Source organism: Pseudomonas sp. 9AZ (assembly GCF_902506525.1).
GTDB lineage: Bacteria > Pseudomonadota > Gammaproteobacteria > Pseudomonadales > Pseudomonadaceae > Aquipseudomonas > Aquipseudomonas peli.
The window spans coordinates 200,394-220,249 of the sequence record NZ_LR733840.1; the positions used below are offsets into that span (position 1 = coordinate 200,394).

Annotated in this window: 23 protein-coding genes; 3 read left to right on the plus strand and 20 right to left on the minus strand. The window is 59.2% G+C overall.

The genetic code is table 11. From position 1 onward, the window contains the following. Positions 1 to 39 precede the first annotated feature (39 nt). Positions 40 to 969 (minus strand): electron transfer flavoprotein subunit alpha/FixB family protein, encoded by a 930-nt coding sequence (locus tag ALTER154_RS01045; protein WP_090247967.1) that lies wholly within the window; start codon positions 967 to 969, stop codon positions 40 to 42. Then, on the minus strand, positions 970 to 1,719 hold the full coding sequence (locus tag ALTER154_RS01050; protein ID WP_160084893.1) for an electron transfer flavoprotein subunit beta/FixA family protein: 750 nt from the start codon (positions 1,717 to 1,719) through the stop codon (positions 970 to 972). It abuts the gene before it with no gap. 320 nt (positions 1,720 to 2,039) lie between these two features. Between ALTER154_RS01050 and ALTER154_RS01055 the strand changes: the two genes are divergently transcribed. Next, complete coding sequence (locus ALTER154_RS01055) at positions 2,040 to 3,704, plus strand: electron transfer flavoprotein-ubiquinone oxidoreductase (RefSeq protein ID WP_160084894.1); 1,665 nt, start codon at positions 2,040 to 2,042, stop codon at positions 3,702 to 3,704. Positions 3,705 to 3,772: 68 nt separating this feature from the next. Here ALTER154_RS01055 and ALTER154_RS01060 read toward each other — a convergent pair whose 3' ends face one another. From ALTER154_RS01060 to ALTER154_RS01080, 5 genes are all read right to left on the minus strand, one after another. Then, positions 3,773 to 4,342, minus strand: a complete 570-nt coding sequence (locus ALTER154_RS01060; RefSeq protein ID WP_160084895.1) for a DUF1285 domain-containing protein — start codon at positions 4,340 to 4,342, stop codon at positions 3,773 to 3,775. 3 nt (positions 4,343 to 4,345) lie between these two features. Continuing rightward, complete coding sequence (locus ALTER154_RS01065; protein ID WP_160084896.1) at positions 4,346 to 4,948, minus strand: DUF4823 domain-containing protein; 603 nt, start codon at positions 4,946 to 4,948, stop codon at positions 4,346 to 4,348. 76 nt (positions 4,949 to 5,024) lie between these two features. Continuing rightward, positions 5,025 to 5,915: a radical SAM protein gene (locus ALTER154_RS01070; RefSeq protein WP_160084897.1), complete on the minus strand. Its 891-nt coding sequence runs from the start codon at positions 5,913 to 5,915 to the stop codon at positions 5,025 to 5,027. Positions 5,916 to 5,942: 27 nt separating this feature from the next. After that, positions 5,943 to 6,911, minus strand: coding sequence for a GTP 3',8-cyclase MoaA (locus tag ALTER154_RS01075; RefSeq protein WP_160084898.1), 969 nt, complete (start codon positions 6,909 to 6,911; stop codon positions 5,943 to 5,945). Between the two features lie 79 nt (positions 6,912 to 6,990). Further along, positions 6,991 to 7,629 (minus strand): TetR/AcrR family transcriptional regulator, encoded by a 639-nt coding sequence (locus tag ALTER154_RS01080; protein WP_090247979.1) that lies wholly within the window; start codon positions 7,627 to 7,629, stop codon positions 6,991 to 6,993. A 76-nt stretch (positions 7,630 to 7,705) separates the two neighbouring features. On the opposite strand from ALTER154_RS01080, the gene ALTER154_RS01085 reads away from it, so the two are divergent. Continuing rightward, entirely contained in the window at positions 7,706 to 8,839 is a 1,134-nt protein-coding gene (locus ALTER154_RS01085) for an aminotransferase class V-fold PLP-dependent enzyme (RefSeq protein ID WP_160084899.1), read from the plus strand. Between the two features lie 236 nt (positions 8,840 to 9,075). Here ALTER154_RS01085 and ALTER154_RS01090 read toward each other — a convergent pair whose 3' ends face one another. The 13 genes from ALTER154_RS01090 to ALTER154_RS01150 form a co-directional block, all read right to left on the minus strand. Then, entirely contained in the window at positions 9,076 to 9,858 is a 783-nt protein-coding gene (locus ALTER154_RS01090) for a TatD family hydrolase (RefSeq protein ID WP_160084900.1), read from the minus strand. A 63-nt stretch (positions 9,859 to 9,921) separates the two neighbouring features. Continuing rightward, on the minus strand, positions 9,922 to 10,278 hold the full coding sequence (locus ALTER154_RS01095; protein WP_090238100.1) for a PilZ domain-containing protein: 357 nt from the start codon (positions 10,276 to 10,278) through the stop codon (positions 9,922 to 9,924). Positions 10,279 to 10,314: 36 nt separating this feature from the next. Then, positions 10,315 to 11,301, minus strand: a complete 987-nt coding sequence (locus ALTER154_RS01100) for a DNA polymerase III subunit delta' (RefSeq protein ID WP_160084901.1) — start codon at positions 11,299 to 11,301, stop codon at positions 10,315 to 10,317. Further along, complete coding sequence (gene tmk / locus ALTER154_RS01105; protein WP_160084902.1) at positions 11,294 to 11,926, minus strand: dTMP kinase; 633 nt, start codon at positions 11,924 to 11,926, stop codon at positions 11,294 to 11,296. The genes ALTER154_RS01100 and tmk overlap by 8 nt, the downstream gene beginning before the upstream one ends. 9 nt (positions 11,927 to 11,935) lie before the next feature. Continuing rightward, positions 11,936 to 12,988, minus strand: coding sequence for an endolytic transglycosylase MltG (gene mltG, locus ALTER154_RS01110; protein ID WP_160084903.1), 1,053 nt, complete (start codon positions 12,986 to 12,988; stop codon positions 11,936 to 11,938). Between the two features lie 3 nt (positions 12,989 to 12,991). Continuing rightward, on the minus strand, positions 12,992 to 13,807 hold the full coding sequence (gene pabC, locus ALTER154_RS01115) for an aminodeoxychorismate lyase (protein WP_160084904.1): 816 nt from the start codon (positions 13,805 to 13,807) through the stop codon (positions 12,992 to 12,994). After that, positions 13,807 to 15,051 carry a beta-ketoacyl-ACP synthase II gene (gene fabF, locus ALTER154_RS01120; protein WP_160084905.1) on the minus strand — a complete coding sequence of 415 codons (1,245 nt, stop codon included), beginning with the start codon at positions 15,049 to 15,051 and terminating at the stop codon, positions 13,807 to 13,809. Before fabF ends, pabC begins: the two co-directional genes overlap by 1 nt. Positions 15,052 to 15,158: 107 nt before the next feature. Further along, positions 15,159 to 15,392: an acyl carrier protein gene (gene acpP, locus ALTER154_RS01125; protein ID WP_058066290.1), complete on the minus strand. Its 234-nt coding sequence runs from the start codon at positions 15,390 to 15,392 to the stop codon at positions 15,159 to 15,161. 196 nt (positions 15,393 to 15,588) lie between these two features. After that, the gene (fabG, locus tag ALTER154_RS01130; RefSeq protein WP_090247991.1) at positions 15,589 to 16,332 is read right to left on the minus strand and encodes a 3-oxoacyl-ACP reductase FabG; all 744 of its coding nucleotides are present in this window, start codon (positions 16,330 to 16,332) and stop codon (positions 15,589 to 15,591) included. Between the two features lie 15 nt (positions 16,333 to 16,347). Continuing rightward, positions 16,348 to 17,286 (minus strand): ACP S-malonyltransferase, encoded by a 939-nt coding sequence (gene fabD, locus ALTER154_RS01135; protein ID WP_160084906.1) that lies wholly within the window; start codon positions 17,284 to 17,286, stop codon positions 16,348 to 16,350. Positions 17,287 to 17,390: 104 nt separating this feature from the next. Further along, positions 17,391 to 18,401 (minus strand): phosphate acyltransferase PlsX, encoded by a 1,011-nt coding sequence (gene plsX, locus ALTER154_RS01140; protein WP_160084907.1) that lies wholly within the window; start codon positions 18,399 to 18,401, stop codon positions 17,391 to 17,393. A 3-nt stretch (positions 18,402 to 18,404) separates the two neighbouring features. Next, positions 18,405 to 18,587, minus strand: a complete 183-nt coding sequence (rpmF, locus tag ALTER154_RS01145) for a 50S ribosomal protein L32 (RefSeq protein WP_090247995.1) — start codon at positions 18,585 to 18,587, stop codon at positions 18,405 to 18,407. Between the two features lie 13 nt (positions 18,588 to 18,600). After that, positions 18,601 to 19,128 (minus strand): YceD family protein, encoded by a 528-nt coding sequence (locus ALTER154_RS01150; RefSeq protein WP_160084908.1) that lies wholly within the window; start codon positions 19,126 to 19,128, stop codon positions 18,601 to 18,603. A 122-nt stretch (positions 19,129 to 19,250) separates the two neighbouring features. Between ALTER154_RS01150 and ALTER154_RS01155 the strand changes: the two genes are divergently transcribed. After that, positions 19,251 to 19,829, plus strand: coding sequence for a nucleoside triphosphate pyrophosphatase (locus tag ALTER154_RS01155; protein WP_372239909.1), 579 nt, complete (start codon positions 19,251 to 19,253; stop codon positions 19,827 to 19,829). Positions 19,830 to 19,856: the final 27 nt, after the last annotated feature.

A 19,856-nucleotide genomic window follows, 5' to 3' on the forward strand; every position in this document is an offset into this window, starting at 1 on the left:
GCTCGATGAGCGGGTTTCTTCTGCACTAGGGAAACCGGCTTAAACCAGTTTCTCCAGCTCAGGCACAGCTTCGAACAGGTCAGCGACCAGGCCGTAATCAGCCACCTGGAAGATCGGCGCTTCTTCGTCCTTGTTGATCGCAACGATCACTTTGGAGTCTTTCATACCGGCCAGGTGCTGGATCGCGCCGGAGATACCGACGGCGATGTACAGCTGCGGGGCAACGATCTTACCGGTCTGACCGACCTGCATGTCGTTCGGCACGAAACCGGCGTCAACTGCTGCGCGCGAGGCACCAACAGCGGCGCCCAGCTTGTCAGCCAGAGCGTAGAGGTGCTTGAAGTTGTCACCGTTCTGCATACCGCGGCCGCCGGAAACGACGATCTTGGCAGCGGTCAGTTCAGGACGATCAGACTTAGCCAGTTCTTCACCGACGAAAGCCGATTTGCCAGCGTCAGCTGCGCCGCCAACGGCTTCAACGGCAGCAGAACCGCCTTCAGCAGCAACCGGGTCGAAACCAGTGGCACGCACGGTGATCACTTTAACGGCAGCGGAAGACTGCACAGTAGCGATGGCGTTACCGGCATAGATCGGACGCTTGAAAGTGTCAGCGCTTTCAACAGCGATGATTTCCGAGATCTGATCAACGTCCAGCGCAGCGGCAACGCGCGGCAGGATGTTCTTACCATTGCTGGTAGCAGCAGCCAGGATGTGGCTGTAGCCCTTGCCCAGTTCGGCAACCAGCGGCGCAACGTTTTCCGGCAGCTGATGCGCGAAAGCAGCGTTGTCAGCAACCAGTACTTTGGCCACGCCAGCAATCTTGCCAGCAGCATCGGCAGCAGCGCCGCACGCGGAGCCGGCTACCAGAACGTGGATGTCACCACCGATCTTCGCGGCAGCTGCAACAGTGTTCAGCGTGGCGGGAGCCAGGGCGGCATTGGTGTGTTCAGCGATAACCAGGATAGTCATTTAGATTACCTTCGCCTCGTTCTTCAGTTTCTCGACCAGTTCAGCCACGGACTTGACCTTGATGCCGGCGCTACGAGTAGCAGGCGCTTCGACTTTCAAGGTTTTCACGGTGGAAGCGGTGGAAACACCCAGGTCGCCCGGGGTAACGGTTTCCAGCGGCTTCTTCTTGGCTTTCATGATGTTCGGCAGCGACGCATAACGCGGCTCGTTCAGACGCAGGTCAGTAGTCACGATGGCCGGCAGGCTCAACGCAACGGTCTGCAGACCACCGTCGATTTCGCGGGTTACGTTGACCTTGTCACCAGCAACTTCCACTTTGGAAGCGAAGGTGCCCTGGCCGAAACCAGTCAGCGCGCCCAGCATCTGGCCAGTCTGGTTGTTGTCGCTGTCGATGGCCTGCTTGCCCATGATGACCAGCTGAGGCTGCTCTTTATCAACAACAGCTTTGAGCAGTTTGGCCACAGCCAAAGAGTTCAGCTCGTCGGCAGACTCAACCAGGATGGCACGATCAGCACCCAGCGCCAGTGCGGTACGCAGCTGCTCTTGAGCAGTGGCCGGGCCGATGGTGACGACAACGATCTCGCTCGCCAAGCCTTTTTCTTTCAGGCGTACAGCTTCTTCCACGGCGATTTCGCAGAAAGGGTTCATCGACATCTTGACGTTGGCAAGATCAACGCCGCTGTTGTCCGCTTTGACGCGAACTTTGACGTTGTAGTCGACCACTCGTTTGACAGCTACAAGAACCTTCATGGATTCCTCGTTACTCTCCGGTGAATAAGAATGTCGCCAGAAGCGAACATGGCGGGAACTGCAGACCGGCCGGAACCGGGAGTCGACCAATAACGGCAGACACAAAACCGCCCGTATCTTGACCGCACGACCTAGACTGGTCAATACAACGAAGCGGCCAATCGTCAGCGATGTAGTAAGATTCTAACAGCCCTACAGAAAATTCAAACAAACGTTTGTATTGGCCCATTCGAAGGGTCTGGATATAATGCGCCAGCATCGCTCACGGAACGAGCTCGATCGCCAAATAAAATTAGAGAGCCCTGAGTAGGAGATAGCCTGTGGAACGCGAATTTATGGAATTCGACGTCGTCATCGTCGGCGCCGGCCCAGCTGGTTTGTCCGCCGCCTGCCGACTGAAGCAGAAAGCCGCCGAGGCCGGCAAAGAAATCAGCGTCTGCGTGGTCGAAAAAGGCTCCGAAGTCGGCGCGCACATTCTTTCAGGCGCGGTGTTCGAGCCGCGCGCACTGAATGAACTGTTCCCAGATTGGAAAGAGCTCGGCGCACCGCTGAACACTCCAGTCAAGCGTGACGACATTTACGTTCTCAAGAATGCCGAGAAAGCCTCCAAGGTTCCGGACTTCTTCGTACCCAAGACCATGCACAACCATGGCAACTACATCATTTCCCTGGGCAACCTGTGCCGCTGGCTGGCGCAGCAGGCGGAAAACCTCGGCGTAGAAATCTACCCGGGCTTCGCCGCTCAGGAAGCACTGATCAACGAAGAAGGCGCGGTCTACGGCATTCTCACCGGCGATCTGGGTGTCGACCGCGAAGGTCACCCGAAAGAGGGTTACTACACCCCAGGCATGGAACTGCGTGCCAAGTACACCCTGTTCGCCGAAGGCTGCCGTGGCCATATCGGCAAGCAGCTGATCAAGAAATTCGACCTCGATTCCGAAGCCGACGCTCAGCATTACGGTATCGGCATCAAGGAAATCTGGGACATCGACCCAGCCAAGCACGAACAAGGCCTGGTGGTGCACACCGCTGGCTGGCCGCTGGATATTGTCGCCAAAGAAAACACCGGCGGCTCCTTCCTCTATCACCTGGAAAACAACCAGGTAGTAGTCGGTCTGATCGTCGACCTGTCGTACAGCAACCCGCACCTGTCGCCGTTTGATGAGTTCCAGCGCTACAAGCACCACCCAGTGATTGCCCAGTACCTGGAAGGCGGCAAGCGCGTGGCTTACGGTGCTCGCGCCCTGGCTAAAGGCGGCATCAATTCGCTGCCTAAAATGGTCTTCAACGGCGGCGCACTGATCGGCTGCGACCTCGGCACCATGAACGTGGCCAAGATCAAAGGCAGCCACACCGCCATGAAGTCCGGCATGCTGGCTGCTGAAGCCGTGGCTGATGCACTGTTTGCTGGCAAAGAAGGCGGCGATCAACTGACCGGTTATGTCGATGCATTCAAAGCCAGCTGGCTGTACGACGAACTGTTCCGCACCCGTAACTTCGCTCCAGCGATGCACAAGTTCGGTCCATTGATGGGTGCAGGCTTCAACTGGCTGGATCAGAACATCTTCGGCGGCAAACTGCCCTTTACTCTGCACGACACCAAGCCGGATTACGCCTGCTTGAAGCCGGCTGCAGAGACGCAGAAGATCAGCTACCCGAAACCCGATGGCAAGCTCAGCTTCGACAAGCTCAGCTCGGTATTCCTCTCCAACACCAACCATGAAGAGGAACAACCCTGCCACCTGAAGCTCACCGATCCGAGCATTCCGCTGAGTAAGAACCTGCCAATGTACGACGAACCGGCGCAGCGCTACTGCCCGGCCGGCGTTTACGAAATCATCACCAAGGAAGATGGCGAGCAGAAGTTCCAGATCAACGCGCAGAACTGCGTGCACTGCAAAACCTGTGACATCAAGGACCCTGCCCAGAACATCAACTGGGTGGCCCCTGAAGGCACTGGCGGGCCTAACTACCCCAACATGTAAGACGCAAAAAAGGCTCCCTCGGGAGCCTTTTTTATTGCGCTAAATTCAACCACGACTGGAGGAGACGATCAGTCCGGCTGCGGGCCTATAGGGAAGAACTCACCACGGCTCCACACACCCAGCCAGGTCTTGCCATTGATCTCGCCTGGTACTGCAAGCTCGACCAGCTGATAAAACACATTACGGTGGATCAGCGCCTCAAGATTGCTGCGTACCAATACATAGGGCGCCGGCTCTTCGGTCACAGCATCCAGATCGACCCGCAGCGGGTGTTCGGCACCTACCACCACCTCATCCTCGACATTGGTGACAAAGCGCAGCACCTGCGCCTCGCCCTCACCGTCTACCTGCAGACTGACCGCGACAAAGGGCGCGTCATCCACCTGAATGCCGACCATCTCTAACGGCGTCACCAGCACGTACTTGTCGCCGTCACGCCGAATGATAGTGGAGAACAGCTTGACCATTGGCTTGCGGCCAATCGGCGTCCCCATGTAATACCAGGTGCCATCGCGGGCAATGCGCATATCGATATCGCCACAGAACTCCGGGTGCCACAGGTGCACCGGTGGCAAGCCCTTGCCCTCGCCTTTGGGTATCTGCGCCAGCAGGTCGCCGGCCTTGCCTGTATCAGTCATCACTCAACGCCCCAAACCCAATAAACGCCGCGCATAATCTTGCAACGCCGGACCAATCAAGTCCTCAGGCTTGGCATCATAAAGCGTGAGGAAGCCTCCGCGGCTACGAATGCGCGTGGTATCGACCAAATAGCGAGTATTGGTCTCGATCAGCATCAACTGAATCACCCCGCGATCGGTGCCCAGGCGGTCCAGTGCCTCCTGATCCTCCCACTCCTCCACCGTGCCGATACGGTCATCGGCATAGGCGAAACGGCTGTACAGCAGGTAATGTGCACCCGCCTCGCGCGCCTCGGCCAGGGACTCGTCCAGACCTAATGGCGCCTTGGCGCGACGCACCATGGGGAAGTACTCGACAAAGCCCTTGTAGGCTTCCTCGGCCACCACATTAGGCCGTGGATAGGCACCACCGGGCGGCACAAAATGCCCTTGGGCGATGTAGATGACGGAATCAGCCTGCAGACGCCACGGACTGGCCCGACGCGTCTGGCTGTGATCCAGCACGCCCACATCACGCAACTGATAGATCGCCTCATCCGCCAGGTCACTGGCCTTCATGCAACCACTCAGCAGCACCACACCGACTATCAGCAACACACTACGCATCACGCATCTCCCGCAGCCGGTGACAGAAAACCGGCGTATAGAGCCTAGATGCAGATTTCACGCCACCTGCTGCGCATCAAAGCCCGCGCTGCCACTCCTGGCGTAACCGCGCCTGTTGCGGCTGCTCGATGGCCTGCCGTACCTGTGCCAGAAGACGCTGTTTGTCAGCGCCAAGAGTGCCCTTGAGCACCAAATAGTTGGAGGCATGGTCACTGCGGAATACCGTATCGCGCAGCTCCAACCTCTGTAGCAGTCGCTCCACTTCAACAAACAGCTGCTGCTGACCGAGCGGCCGGAAGTCGGCAAACCCTTTGCGAAACCGCGCCTCACCAGTCGGAAAACTCACCACCAGGGTCGAGAGAAATTCCGGCTGCGATTCATTCATCAAACGCGCCGAATTATCCGCATGCTGCTCACTCAAGCTTGTGCCGCCGAGGCCATTGAGGATCATCACCGAACGGGTGATGCCAGCCTGGCCAAGCTTGACCAGCGCACTGAGGCTCGACTCGTAGGTTTCGCCTTTGTTGACCCGTGCCAGCACCTCGTCATCACCCGACTCGCAGCCCACATAGGCCATGCGCAGGCCGGCATCGGCCAGTTCCTTGAGCTCATCCACAGACTTCTTGCGCAGGTTGCGCGGCAGGCAGTAACTCGACACTCGCTCGACTTCTGGCATGTGCTCGCGAATCGCTTGCAGAATGGTCAACAAACGCCGCGTCGGCAGCACCAAGGCGTCACCATCGGCCAGGAAAACCCGCTGCACGATCATCTTCTCGCCGGTCAGGCGAATCTCGTCGAGCACCTGCGCCTCATCGCGGGCGCGGAATTTCTTCTGTTCCTGAGTGTACATTTCACAGAACGTGCACTTGTTCCAAGAGCAACCATTGGTCACAGGCAGGATCAGCGAATGGGCTTCGCTGGGCGGGCGGAACACCGGCTCGATATAGCTGATGGGGAAATCTTGCATGGTCTTCACTCAAGGCAGGTGGCGATCTTAGCCGCCAATAATCTTCATCACAGTCGCGCCGCCAGAGAATGCCAGATCCTGTTTGTCGCCCAGCGCCTTGACTAACAGGCCTTGCAACGCAGGCAACGCCTGGTGGCGCGGTTTTTCGAGCAAATCGCCCACATAGTGGCGATTACTCGATGACAGGCAACCATGCAGCCAGCCGGTCGAGGACAGGCGCAGCCGCGAGCAGGTACGGCAGAACGGCACACTTTCATTGGCGATCACACCGAAGTGGCCCACTTCAGGAATGGCGAAACGCAGCGCGGTGGCATCCAGCGGCGCGTGCGCCTGAATATAGTCGTAGCGGCTGCCGATCAGCGCCAACAGCTCCGGCATGCCGACAAACTGGCGCTGGAAGCTGTTGCCGTCGCGGGCCAGGTGGCCCATGCGCATCAGCTCGATAAAGCGCAACTCGAAGCCATTGGCCAGGCAGTAGTCGAGCAGTGGCAGCACCTGATCAAGGTTCTGCCCACGCAACGGCACCATATTGACCTTGATCTGCATCCCTGCCGCGCGCGCTTGCTGCAGGCCATCGAGCACTGTCGCCAGATCGCCGCCACGGGCAATGGTGCGAAATGCCGCAGCGTCGAGGGTGTCCAGAGAAATATTCAAGCGGCGGATGCCGCATTCCAGCAGCAGCGGCAGCTTGCGCGCCAGCAGCTGGCCATTGCTGGTTAAGCTGATATCGGCCAAACCGAGCTGACTGACGCCGCGCAAAAAAACGTCGAGTTTGGGGCTGACCAGCGGCTCACCGCCGGTGATGCGCAAGCGCTCAATACCGGCGGCTTCAATCAGATAGGCCACGCCACGCAGCATGGCCTCGGCCGAGAGCTCGTCCTGAGCGGCTACCAGCCGCTTACCGTCGGGCACGCAGTAGGTGCAGGCATAGTTGCAGGCGGCGGTCAGGCTGATCCGCAGATTGCGAAAGCGCCTGCCCTGGCGGTCAACGATCATGCATAACTCCAGCAAAGGTAGGCGCCGATTATAGGGGCGCCGCCAACGCAGCAGATTCGTTATCCACCCGCTGAATACCTCAGCTAGCCGGGGTATCGCCCTCACGCTTGCGCTTATTGCCCATGCGCACGCCGATATCCATGAGGAACTGGAAGAAACCTTCCTGATCTTCCAGCACGTTGCTCCAGAACGGTGAGTGATACAGCGCCACAGCGCCGTGCACCAACGCCCAGGCGGCGCAGTAATGGAAATACGGCGGCACGTCTTCCAGCTTGCCTTCGGCAATGCGGCCCTTGATCAGCTGGGTCAGGCGCTCGAAGTTGGAGGCGCGAATCTTGTGCAGCTGCTCGACCATCTCCGGCACTTGATTACCCTTGACCACCTTCTCTTCCAGGCGGTCAAACAGGCGGTAGCGCTGCGGATCGCGCATGCGGAACTCGAAGTAGGCGCGTGACAGGGCTTCCTTGTCACGGTCGACATCGGCCGAGTGCAGCAGCTCGTTGAGATCGCGCTCATAGTCGAGCATCAGGCGCAGGTAGATCTCCGCCTTGGACTTGAAGTGTTTGTAGATGGTGCCTTTGCCAATACCAACCGTGTCGGCAATCATCTCCACAGTCACGCTGTCTTCACCCTGATCGAGGAAGAGCTTCAGTGCTGTGTCGAGAATTTCCTGTTCGCGGCGGCGAAACTCACGGACCTTGCGGGGTTCTTTATGCATAAAAGGACTACGGGGTCAAAAAAACGAAGGCGCGTATTATGCCTAACTAACGGCAAATTGCACGGATCATCCGACCATGTACGCAGTTCATGACGAGTTTCCGCAACTTCCCGGCCTGCGCTATCTGAACCACGCAGCCGTTTCTCCTTGGCCACAACGGGCAGTCGATGCGGTTAGCCGCTTCGCCAGCGAGAACGCCCGCACCGGCGCCCGCGACTACCCGGCATGGCTACAGGTCGAGCGGCGCCTGCGTGAACGTCTACAGCGTTTGCTCAACGCGCCCTCGCATAGCGATATCGCACTGGTTAAAAACACCTCAGAAGCTTTGTCTTTTGTCGCCTTCGGCCTGGATTGGCGGCCTGGCGATCAGGTGGTGATCAGCGACGAAGAATTCCCCTCCAACCGGATTGTCTGGGAAGCGCTCGCACCTCAGGGCGTCGAAGTCGTGCAGGTCAATCTGCATCAGGGTGATGCCGAAGCAGCCCTGCTCGCCGCCTGTGGGCCGCGCACCCGGCTGATGGCGATCAGCGCCGTGCAGTACGCCAGCGGCCTGCGTTTGGATCTGCCGCGCCTAGGCCAGGGCTGCGCGGCGCGCAGCGTGCTGCTGTGCATCGATGCGATCCAGCAGCTCGGCGCCCTGCCCTTCGATGTGCAGGCCAGCCAATGCGCCTTTGCCATGGCCGACGGCCATAAATGGTTGCTCGGCCCGGAAGGCCTTGGGGTGTTCTATTGCCGCAGCGACCTGCGTGCGCAGCTCAAGCTGCATGAATACGGCTGGCATATGCTCGAACATGCCGGCGACTACCAGCGCACCAGCTGGGAACCCGCCCAGAGCGCTCGGCGTTTTGAATGCGGCAGCCCGAACATGCTTGGTGCTATGGCGCTGGAAGCCAGCCTTTCGCTGCTGGAAGAAGTGGGCATGACGGCGGTCGAAAACGCCCTGCAGGAGCGCATGCAATGGCTACTGGATGGGCTGAGCAAAATCCCTGGTGCGCACCTGCACAGCGCCGTGGAACGCCAGCAGCGCGCCGGAATTCTGACCTTCAGCCTGGATGGCTGGGACAATTCGGCGTTGTTCAGTCAACTGAAACAGCAGCAGGTGATCTGTGCGCAACGCGGCGCGGGTATCCGCCTGTCGCCTCATTTCTACACAGAACCTCGGGTTATTGAAGAGGCATTGGCGCTGCTGCAGCAGTTGGCGACTGCTTGAGGACTCAGCAGCGCACTCTGTATTCCAAATCCGTTTAAGAATCACGGCAAACGGCCTGGACGATCGGCAATCTTCACCAATACTAAGGAGTACTGGTGTGCGGCGTATCCCCCAAGCGCCCCGCCAGGCAAGGTACCGTGGACCGCGTACCTTGATTTACTCCTAATGGTCTTAACCCGGTCTCATCCCCCAGAGGCCGGGTTTTTTTTGCCCGCAGTTTTATATGGCAACTGCTATCAAACCACACGGGCCAGCGGAAATAGGCGCTTGAAATTGGCCGTGGTCTGTTCCGCCAATTGCTCGAAGCTCACGCCACGCAGCACCGCCAGGTACTCGGCTACATCGCGCACGTACTCAGGCAGGTTCGGCTTACCGCGATGCGGGATCGGCGCCAGATAGGGCGAATCGGTTTCCACCAGCAAGCGATCGACCGGCACCTGGCGCGCCACTTCACGCAGCGCCTCGGCATTGCGGAAAGTGACAATTCCGGACAGCGAAATATAAAAGCCGATATCCAGCGCGGCCTTGGCCATTTCCCAGTCTTCGGTAAAGCAGTGCAGCACGCCGGCTTGCGGCAACGCCGCTTCGCGCAGCAGCGCCAGGGTGTCGGCGCGCGCTTCGCGGGTATGCACGATCACCGGTTTACCGGTGATCCGCGCCGCATCCAGGTGCAAACGAAATGACGTTTGTTGCAGCGCCGCAGACTCAGGCTCGTAGTGATAGTCCAGGCCGGTTTCGCCGATGGCCACCACCTGCGGGTGGTTCAATTCGCCGAGCAGCCAATCCAACGCAGGCGCCGCACCGGGTTCAAGGTCCAGCGGGTGAACACCGACCGAGCAATCGACATCGGCATAGCGCTCAGCCAAGCCTTTGACGGCAGCGGCATTGTCAGCGCTGACGCCGATGCACAGGAAATGACCAACGCCGCGCGCCCGCGCAGCATCCAGCGCCGCATCGAGTGAACCGCCATGGGCGGCCAGATCAAGGCGGTCAAGGTGACAGTGGGAATCAACCAGCATGGGGAACAATCACTTGATAATCGGTGCCGCAAAGCGGGCACCGTGATACGCAGGAAAAACCAGTTACATGGTGTGAGTCGGACGATCCGACGTCAGCGCACCGGCCAGGTAGGTTTCGATCTTGTTGCGCGCGGTGTTGTCGCCATCATTGAACTGCACACCCACACCGGCAGCGCGGTTACCTTGCGCACCTTTTGGCGTAATCCACACCACCTTGCCGGCGACCGGAATCTTTTCCGGCTCATCCATCAGGTTGAGCAGCATGAACACTTCATCACCGAGCTTGTAGCTCTTGTTGGTTGGAATAAACAGGCCGCCGTTCTTGATAAAGGGCATGTAAGCGGCATAGAGCACGGATTTGTCCTTGATTGTCAGCGACAAAATTCCGTTACGCGGGCCCAAGTTAGGAGGCAGACTCATGCGGCATTCCTGATTTTATTCACTTAATGGCCGATTCTAGCCCGGTCCGGGCAGGCTTGCCCACTGCACCAGCAAGGCTTCGAGAAGCAAGACACGGTTAAGGTTAGCCTTGCCGAGGACTTTCTGACGCTGCGCCAATAACCAATCCTGAATGTTCAGCACTTTCGCTTGCGGCGTTTTCTCCGCCAAGTACTGCACCACCTTGCGCATATCGGTTTGCCCGAGGCCGTCTTCATCACGGGTCAGTTGGTAGCGCAGCATCAGCTGCGACCACTGGCAGAACCAGTCGAACAGCAACTGCAGAGATACCGCATTCCAGCTTTCGGCCAACTGGCTGGGGGCAATCTGATGTTTGAGCAGCTTCTTCACCCCCTCAACCACCTGCGCACGCTGCGCGATAACGCCCTGCTCATGCATCTTCACCGCGGCTAACGGCGAGCCGGCGGCAAGGAAGAGCAACTCGCGATGCTCTTCAGCGCTACAACCGGGCAACGCCTGCTGCAGCCACGCCAGGCTCATCGCCTCGCTTGGCAACGGACAGGCCTGTTGCACGCAGCGGCTTTTCACCGTCGGCAACAGGCGGCTGGGTTGATGGCTGATCAACAGCAATACGGTATTGCCGGATGGCTCTTCCAAGCTTTTCAGCAAGGCGTTGGCGGCGTTGACGTTCATCGACTCAGTCGGCTCGACCAGCACCACTTTGCGCCCGGCCAGCTGCGCGGTCTGCACCACAAAACTGACCAGATCACGCACCTGATCAACTTTGATCGCCTTGTCGGCCTCTTCCGGTTCCAGAATGTAGTTATCCGGGTGGGTGCCAGCCGCCAGCAAATGGCAGGACTTACACTGACCGCAGGCATCCAGGCCAGCGGGCTGCTGACACAACAGCCGCGCCATCAGGCGTTCGGCCAGGACGCGTTTACCGATGCCTGCCGGCCCGTGCAGCAGATAGGCATGAGCATGTTGCGCGCGCCCAGCTAGTTGCTGCCACAGAGAATCCTGCCAGGGGTAAGCGTCAGCCACGCTGCAGCTCCAGCAGTTGCGGCAGCAACTCGTCCAGCGCGCGCTGAACCTGACTCAGAGATTGCGAGGCATCAAGGATGCGGTAGCGCTGCGGCTGCTCGGCGGCGCGGCGCAGGTAGGTCTGGCGCACTGCATCGAAGAACTGCCGGCCTTCCTGCTCGAAGCGATCCAGTCGACCGCGCGCCGCAGCACGAGCCAGGCCCACCTCAATCGGCAGATCGAATACCAGGGTCAGGTCCGGGCGTAACGCGCCCTGCACGAACTCTTCCAGCAAGGCAATACGCACCTCGGAAAGACCACGGCCACCACCCTGATAGGCGTAGGTTGCATCGGTAAACCGGTCACAGAGCACCACAGCGCCACGCGCCAAGGCCGGACGAATCACCTGCGCCAGGTGCTGCGCACGCGCAGCAAACACCAGCAGTAGCTCGGTGTCGGCCGCCATTGGTTCATCACTGGGTGCCAGTAGCAGCTCGCGCACCCGTTCAGCCAACGGCGTACCGCCCGGCTCGCGGGTCAACAGCACATCAATACCGTGCTCACGCAAGCGCTCGGCCAGGTAGTCACGGTTGGTGCTTTTGCCGGCGCCTTCTGGGCCTTCCAAGGTGATAAACAAACCGCTCACAGGCTGTCCTTACTGATTATTGGGCACGGCCGGGGCCGGACTGGAACGGTAATCCGCGCGGCGCTTGAGCTGATACTCACGCACAGCCCGGTTGTGCTGTTCCAGGGTGTCAGAAAACACATGGCTGCCATCACCACGGGCAACGAAATACAGACTGCTGCCGGCCACCGGATTCAGTGCGGCATGGATGGCTTCACGGCCGACCAGGGCGATTGGCGTCGGCGGCATGCCGTCGATGGTGTAGGTGTTGTAAGCCGTCGGCTGACGCAGGTCATCACGGGTGATGCGGCCGTTGTAGCGTTCGCCCATGCCGTAAATCACGGTTGGATCCGTTTGCAGGCGCATGCCGATACGCAGACGCCGTACAAATACCCCGGCAATTTCACCGCGCTCTTGCGGCACGCCGGTTTCCTTCTCGATCATCGAGGCCATGATCAACGCGTCATAAGGTTCTTTGTACGGCAGATCCTTGGCCCGCTGCGCCCATTCCTCAGCCAACACCTGCTCCAGCCGCGCATGCGCCTGCTTAAGCAGCTCAAGATCGCTCATGCCACGAACAAAACTGTAGGTGTCGGGGAAGAAACGCCCTTCCGGATTCAAACCGGGCAGGCCGAGCTTCTTCATCAGCTCAGCATCGCTCAGCTCACTCAGGGTGAGTTCGAGCCGGGTTTCACGCGCCAGTGCCGCGCGCACCTGGCGGAAATTCCAGCCCTCTACCAGCGTCAGGCTGTATTGCAGCACTTCACCGCGCCGCCACTGGCCGAGCATATCCAGTGCCGTAGTGCCGGGAACCAGGCGGTATTCGCCACTGTGCAGCGCTTCATTACGCAGATTGAAACGCCAGTAAAGACGCAGCCAGAAGGCCTGATCCAGGATGCCGTCAGCCTCAAGACGATTGAGCACGCCACCAGGCGTCGCTCCAGCCGGCACTTCCACCACAAGCTCATCAGTGAGATTTAACGGTTGCTGCAGTGCCACATGCTGTTGCCAAGCGGCAAACGCAACCAATAAGCCAGCCAGCAGCACGACGCCTTCCAGCAGCAGCAAAAATTTGCGTATCACGAATCAGCAGTCCAGTAGATCGCGGGCAATGGCCTGCAGTTTACGGGTGAGCGGGCCGACCGGCCAGTCGTGTGCGAGTAAAGCGCGAACTGGCCACACGCCATAGACGCTGTTGCACAGCATGACTTCATCCGCCGCCAGTAATTCGGCGTAGCTGATATCACGCACCTGACACTCGATGCCCAGCGCAGCCGCCTGCTCCAACAACTCGGCGCGCATCACACCCGCAACCCCACAACGCGACAGGTCAGCAGTAATCAGCACACCAGCGCTGACCAGTAATAGGTTGCTGTAAACGCCCTCGATCACCCGGCCGCTGCTATCCAGCATCAGGCCCTCGGCATGCTCGGCGTCCTGCCACTCGCTGCGCGCCAGTACCTGTTCCAGTCGGTTGAGATGCTTCAGGCCCGCCAGCAGCGGCTGATCGGCCAAACGCGTAGTGCAAGCAAACAGACGCACGCCCTGTTCGGCATAGGCTTCGGGATAAACCGGCTTCGCGGCAGCCTGCAGCAGCACGCGAGGCTGGGCGGGCTGTGGCGGCGCATAGCCCCGCTGCCCATCACCGCGAGTCAGGATCAACTTGGCCACGCCGTCACCCAGATGCTGACTGAAGGCCAGTAGCTGGGTACGTATAGCGGGTAGGTCGAGGGGAATTTTCAGCCGCACACAACCTTCGGCCAAGCGCGCCAGATGACGCTGCAACAGAACTGGTTGCCCGGCATTTACGGCAATGGTCTCAAACAGCCCATCGCCGTAGGCCAAGCCGCGATCCTTGACGGACAGCAGCTCGGCCGGCTGGCCATCGACCCAGCTCAGCATCAACCGGCGAACCGGCGGAACACCAGCGAGCCGTTGGTGCCGCCAAAGCCAAAGGAGTTGGACAGCACGACATCCAGCGCCATGGCCTTGGCCTGGTGCGCAACGAAGTCCAGATCACAGCCTTCGTCCGGGTTATCCAGGTTGATGGTGGGCGGCGCCACCTGATCACGCAGTGCAAGGATGCTGAAGATCGCCTCCACCGCACCGGCAGCACCGAGCAGGTGGCCGGTCATGGATTTGGTCGAGCTAACGGCCAGCTTGTAAGCGTGCTCGCCGAACACCGACTTCACCGCCGCTACTTCAGCCTTGTCACCGGCCGAGGTCGAGGTGCCATGAGCATTGATGTACTGCACCTGCTCAGGATTCAGCCCGGCATCGCGCAAGGCGTTGGTCATGCAGCGCGCTGCGCCTGCGCCATCTTCCGGTGGCGAGGTCATGTGGTAAGCGTCGCCGCTCATGCCAAAGCCGATCAGCTCGGCATGGATGGTCGCACCACGCACCTTGGCGTGCTCCAACTCTTCCAGCACCAGCGCGCCAGCGCCATCGGAGAGCACAAAGCCATCACGCTCTTTGTCCCATGGGCGGCTGGCCCTGGCCGGCTCGTCATTGCGGGTCGACAGCGCACGGGCAGCACCGAAGCCGCCCATACCCAGACCGCAGGCGGCCATTTCGGCGCCGCCTGCAACCATTACATCGGCCTCGCCGTACATGATGTTGCGCGCAGCCATGCCGATGCAGTGCGTGCCGGTAGTACAGGCCGTGGCGATGGCGTAGTTAGGCCCCTGCAGCCCCAGATGGATCGACAGGAAGCCGGAAATCATATTGATGATCGAGCCAGGCACGAAGAACGGCGAAATGCGCCGCGGCCCTTGCTCGTGTAACGATCTGCAGTTGTTCTCGATATTGGTCAGGCCACCAATACCGGAGCCCATGGCCACGCCGATGCGCTCACGGTTGGCATCGGTGACTTCCAGGCCGGAGTTGCGCACTGCCTGAAAACTGGCAGCTAGACCGTACTGGATAAACAAATCGAGCTTGCGCGCCTCTTTGGCGGACAAGTATTCCTCGACGTTAAACCCCTTTACCGCACCACCAAAACGCGTGGAAAAAGCGGAAAGATCCATATGCTCAAGCAGGCCAATGCCACTGCGGCCAGCCAAAATGCCCTGCCAGCTACTCGGCACATCGTTACCCAATGGCGACAGCATGCCCATACCGGTAACCACGACGCGTCTACGCGACACAGCAATCTCCTTTTCTAGTTATCAACGCCTGGAAAGCGCTTAAAGAAAAGCCGCACGCCTGATGAAGGGAGTGCGGCTTTTCCGAGTCGGGATCCGACGATTACGTTTTACGCGTGAGCGGTAACGTAGTCGATCGCTTCCTGAACAGTGGTGATCTTCTCGGCTTGTTCGTCCGGGATCTCGGTCTCGAACTCTTCTTCGAGAGCCATCACCAGCTCAACGGTGTCAAGCGAGTCGGCACCCAGGTCTTCAACGAAGGAAGCGCTGTTGGTTACTTCCTCTTCTTTGACGCCCAGTTGCTCGGCAACGATTTTCTTGACGCGTTCTTCGATGGTGCTCATACGTTGTTCTCACTCCTAATGGGACAAATCTTGGCCGCTATTCTGCGACCAAGTGTATAGAAAGGGTTTTTAGCATTTCAAGCTGAATGCCGGGGTGCCCCACAAACACTTCAACGACCTGCCTACAAACCTGTTGCAGCTTTATAACGGATTTTAGACAGCATCTATGACAGTTTTCTGAAGCCATCCGTCACATTCAGCTCATGTACATCCCGCCGTTCACAGGGATAGTAGCGCCTGTGACGTAAGCCGCGCCATCAGAAGCGAGGAAAGCGACCACTTTTGCGATCTCTTCGGCCTGCCCTAAACGGCCCAACGGAATTTGTGTCAGCAGCGCATCGCGCTGCGCTTCTGGCAATTCACGGGTCATATCAGTGTCGATAAAACCCGGTGCCACGGCGTTCACGGTAATAGCCCGCGAACCCACTTCACGCGCCAGCGCACGGCCAAAACCTTCAAGACCGGCCTTGGCAGCTGCATAGTTGACCTGCCCACCGTTGCCCATGGCGCCCACCACCGAACCGATATTGATGATGCGCCCGTAGCGTGCCTTGGTCATACCGCGCAGCACAGCCTTGGTCAGCCGGTACAGGCTGCTCAGGTTGGTGTTGATGACATCAAACCACTCATCATCTTTCATGCGCAGCATCAGGTTATCGCGGGTGATACCGGCGTTATTGACCAGAATCAACGGCTGACCAAGATGTTGCTGGATATGTTCGAGGGTGCTGGCGACCGATTCACTGTCGCTCACATCGAGCACCAGACCGGCCCCTTCAATGCCATTGGCTTTCAGGGTTTCAGCAATACGCTCAGCACCCGAAGCGGTGGTAGCGGTACCAACAACCACGGCACCCTGACGCCCCAATTCCAGGGCAATCGCCTGGCCAATACCGCGGCTTGCGCCAGTGACCAATGCAACCTTACCTTGCAGGCTCATAACGTTTCTCCTTAATCAGACCAGGGCCGCGTTCGCAGCAGCGAAGGCGTCCGGGGTGTCCAGGTTATGGGTATTGATGCCTTTGACGCAGCGTTTGTTCAAACCAGACAACACCTTGCCCGGACCGCACTCAACCAGATCCGTCACACCTTGCGTAGACAGGCAGACAATCGACTCGACCCAACGCACTGGACTGTAAAGCTGAGCCAGCAGGTCGCGCTTGAGCCCTTCCAGATCAGTCACTGCCGCAGCGCTGACGTTCTGTACCAAAGCGATTTGCGGAGCCTGCCAGTCAATTGCCGCTACTGCTTCGGCAAAGCGCTCAGCCGCAGGACGCATCAGCGCGCAATGCGACGGCACGCTAACCGGCAATGGCATCGCACGCTTGGCGCCACGCGCCTTGCACGCCTCAATGGCGCGCTCAACGGCAGCAGCGCCGCCGGCGATCACCACCTGGCCCGGAGCATTGAAATTCACTGCGCTGACCACTTCACCCTGCGCAGCCTCAGCGCAGGCAGCCAATACATCAGCATCTTCCAGACCGAGAATCGCCGCCATGCCGCCCTTCCCGGCTGGAACAGCCTGCTGCATCAGCTGACCCCGATGTTCAACCAACTTGACCGCCTCGGCCAAGGACAAACTACCGGCAGCAACCAGCGCCGAGTACTCACCCAAGCTGTGCCCGGCGACAAACGCCGGACGCGCGGCGCTCTCAGCAAGCCAGACCCGCCACAGCGCAACAGAGGCGGTGAGAATCGCCGGCTGAGTCTTGTCGGTTTGATTGAGTTGTTCTTCGGGACCTTGCTGGGTCAGCGCCCAGAGGTCATAACCAAGGGCTTCGGAAGCCTCGGCGAAGGTCTCGAGGATCAGCGGTCGCTGCGCACCATGCTCGGCGAGCATGCTCAGCGACTGGGAACCCTGACCTGGAAAGACGAATGCGAGAGATGCAGACATGGAAACCTGTTCCTAATGATCGTGATCGTCGGTAATACGCGCCCAGCCTAGCCAAGCGCAAGAAACTGACAGTTGGATGACAGGCTGCCCGCTGCGGTCACATTCTAAAGCAGGTGCTCGCCCAGGCGACCGTGCAAACGCTGCGGTAAATCCTCTTCAATCTCCCGCAAAGCTCGGCGAATAGCGCTTTTAAAGTCGTCAGGCCCGGCCGCACCATGGCTTTTCACCACAATACCCTGCAGCCCGACAAAACTTGCACCATTGTGCTGCGCTGGGGCCAACTCACCCTGCAAGCGCCGCAAAAACGGTAGCGCCAAAACCCCCACCATTCGCGCCGCCAGGCTGGATTTGAACAGTACCTCAATCCGCCCGGCAATCATTGCCGCCAGGCCTTCGCTGGACTTGAGCAGGATATTGCCGACAAAACCGTCGCACACCACGACATCGGCCTCACCGCGATACAACCCATCGCCCTCGACAAAACCGATATAGTTCAGACCTTCCGCTTGCTGCAGCAGACTGGCTGCCAGCTTAACCTGCTGGTTACCCTTGATGTCTTCAGTGCCGACGTTCAGCAGCGCCACGCGCGGACGCACCGTACCCAGCGCCTCGGCGGTAACGGAGCCCATCACGGCAAACTGATAGAGGTGCTCGGCGCTGCAATCGACATTGGCGCCCAGATCGAGCAGATGACAAAAGCCCGCCTGAGTCGGAATGGCGGTAACCATGGCCGGGCGATCAATGCCGGGCAGGGTTTTCAGCACATAGCGCGACAACGCCATCAGCGCCCCGGTATTACCAGCACTGACGCAGGCCTGCGCCGCACCACTGCGCAGTAACTCAAGGCTGATACGCATCGACGAATCCGGCTTGCCACGCAGCGCCTGGGCCGGACGTTCGTCCATGGCGATAATCTCAGCAGCATGCTCAACGCACAGGCGTGTACGGTCGACGCTGGGATAGCGGGCAATCAGAGATTCAAGAAGCGAGGATTGGCCGACGAGGACCAGGTGCAACGAAGGGTATTCAGCCAGGCAAGAGATGCAGGCTGGAACAATGCAGTGGGGACCGAAGTCCCCACCCATTGCATCAATCGCGATGATCGGAGCGGACAAGATTTACTCGTCAGCGCCCTTGTCGATCACTTTACGACCACGGTAAACGCCTTCTGGCGATACGTGGTGACGCAGGTGGATTTCACCGGTGCTTTTCTCGACCGACAGAGTGCTGGCCTCGAGGGCATCGTGCGAACGACGCATATCACGGGCGGAACGGGATTTTTTGTTCTGCTGAACAGCCATAACTAATTAACTCCTAAACGTTTGGGTCACGCTTTAACTGCGCCAATACACTGAACGGGTTGGACCGCGTTACCTCGTCCTCGCTCGACTCGGGCTCTTCGAGGCCGGTCGGCTGCTGGCAATCTTTAGGGTCATGAGCCGGGACAATGGGCAAGGCAAGCAGAAGCTCCTCCTCAACCAGCGCCAGCAGATCCAATGGGTCTTCACCCAACTCAATCACGTCATAGCCTTGCGGCACTGACTGGGTATTCGCACCCTCTTTCACCACAGCGTAATCACACGCGCTATGGATCGGCAAAGTGACCAGCTCCAGGCAACGCTGGCAAACCATCTTGACTTCAACCTCAAGCTCGCTGTGAAAAACTACAGCATTGCGCTCGTCGCGCTCGAAGAAGAACTTCGCACGCACCATGCCTTGGTTATCGGCAAGCGGGCCGCAGAGTCGCTGCAAATCTGACAGTTGCAGCTCACCTTCAAGGGTGGCGCTGCGATCGGCTAATTTGCGCGGATCAACGTGAGGTGGAATCGGGCCATTTGACATAGGCGGCGCATTTTAGGGATGCAACCCGCCGCTGTCAAAGGAAATTCGGCCTGTCCAGCATATGGGCCGACAGCTAGAATCGCCCACCCTCTGCAAACAACTATATATAGAAGGAAATAGCCGTGCTGCCTCTGGTGCTCGCCTCCAGCTCACCCTACCGACGTGAACTGCTCACCCGCCTGCGCTTACCCTTCACCTGGAGCGCTCCGCAAATCGACGAATCACGACGACCTAATGAAGGCGCTGAAGCCCTGGTACGCCGATTATCGCTGGAAAAGGCCCAAGCACTGAGCGCTAGCCACCCGCAGCACCTGATCATCGGCTCAGATCAAGTCGCGGTACTCGACTCACAAATCATCGGCAAACCGCACACCCTGGAGCGTGCTCGCGAACAGCTAATGGCCGCCAGCGGCAATAGCGTGACCTTTCTGACTGGCCTCACCCTACTTAACAGCGCCACCGGCCAGCAGCAAACCGACTGCGTACCCTTCACGGTGCATTTCCGCCGACTCAGCGAAGCGCAAATCATGCGCTACCTGACCGCCGAACAACCCTTCGACTGCGCGGGCAGCTTCAAGGCCGAAGGCCTGGGCATCAGCCTGTTTCGCAGCACCGAGGGCAGCGACAGCAACAGCCTGATCGGCCTCCCCCTGATCCGGCTGGTGGACATGCTGCAAGCCAGCGGCATCGATATCCCCTAAAAACAACAAGCCCGATCAATGACCGGG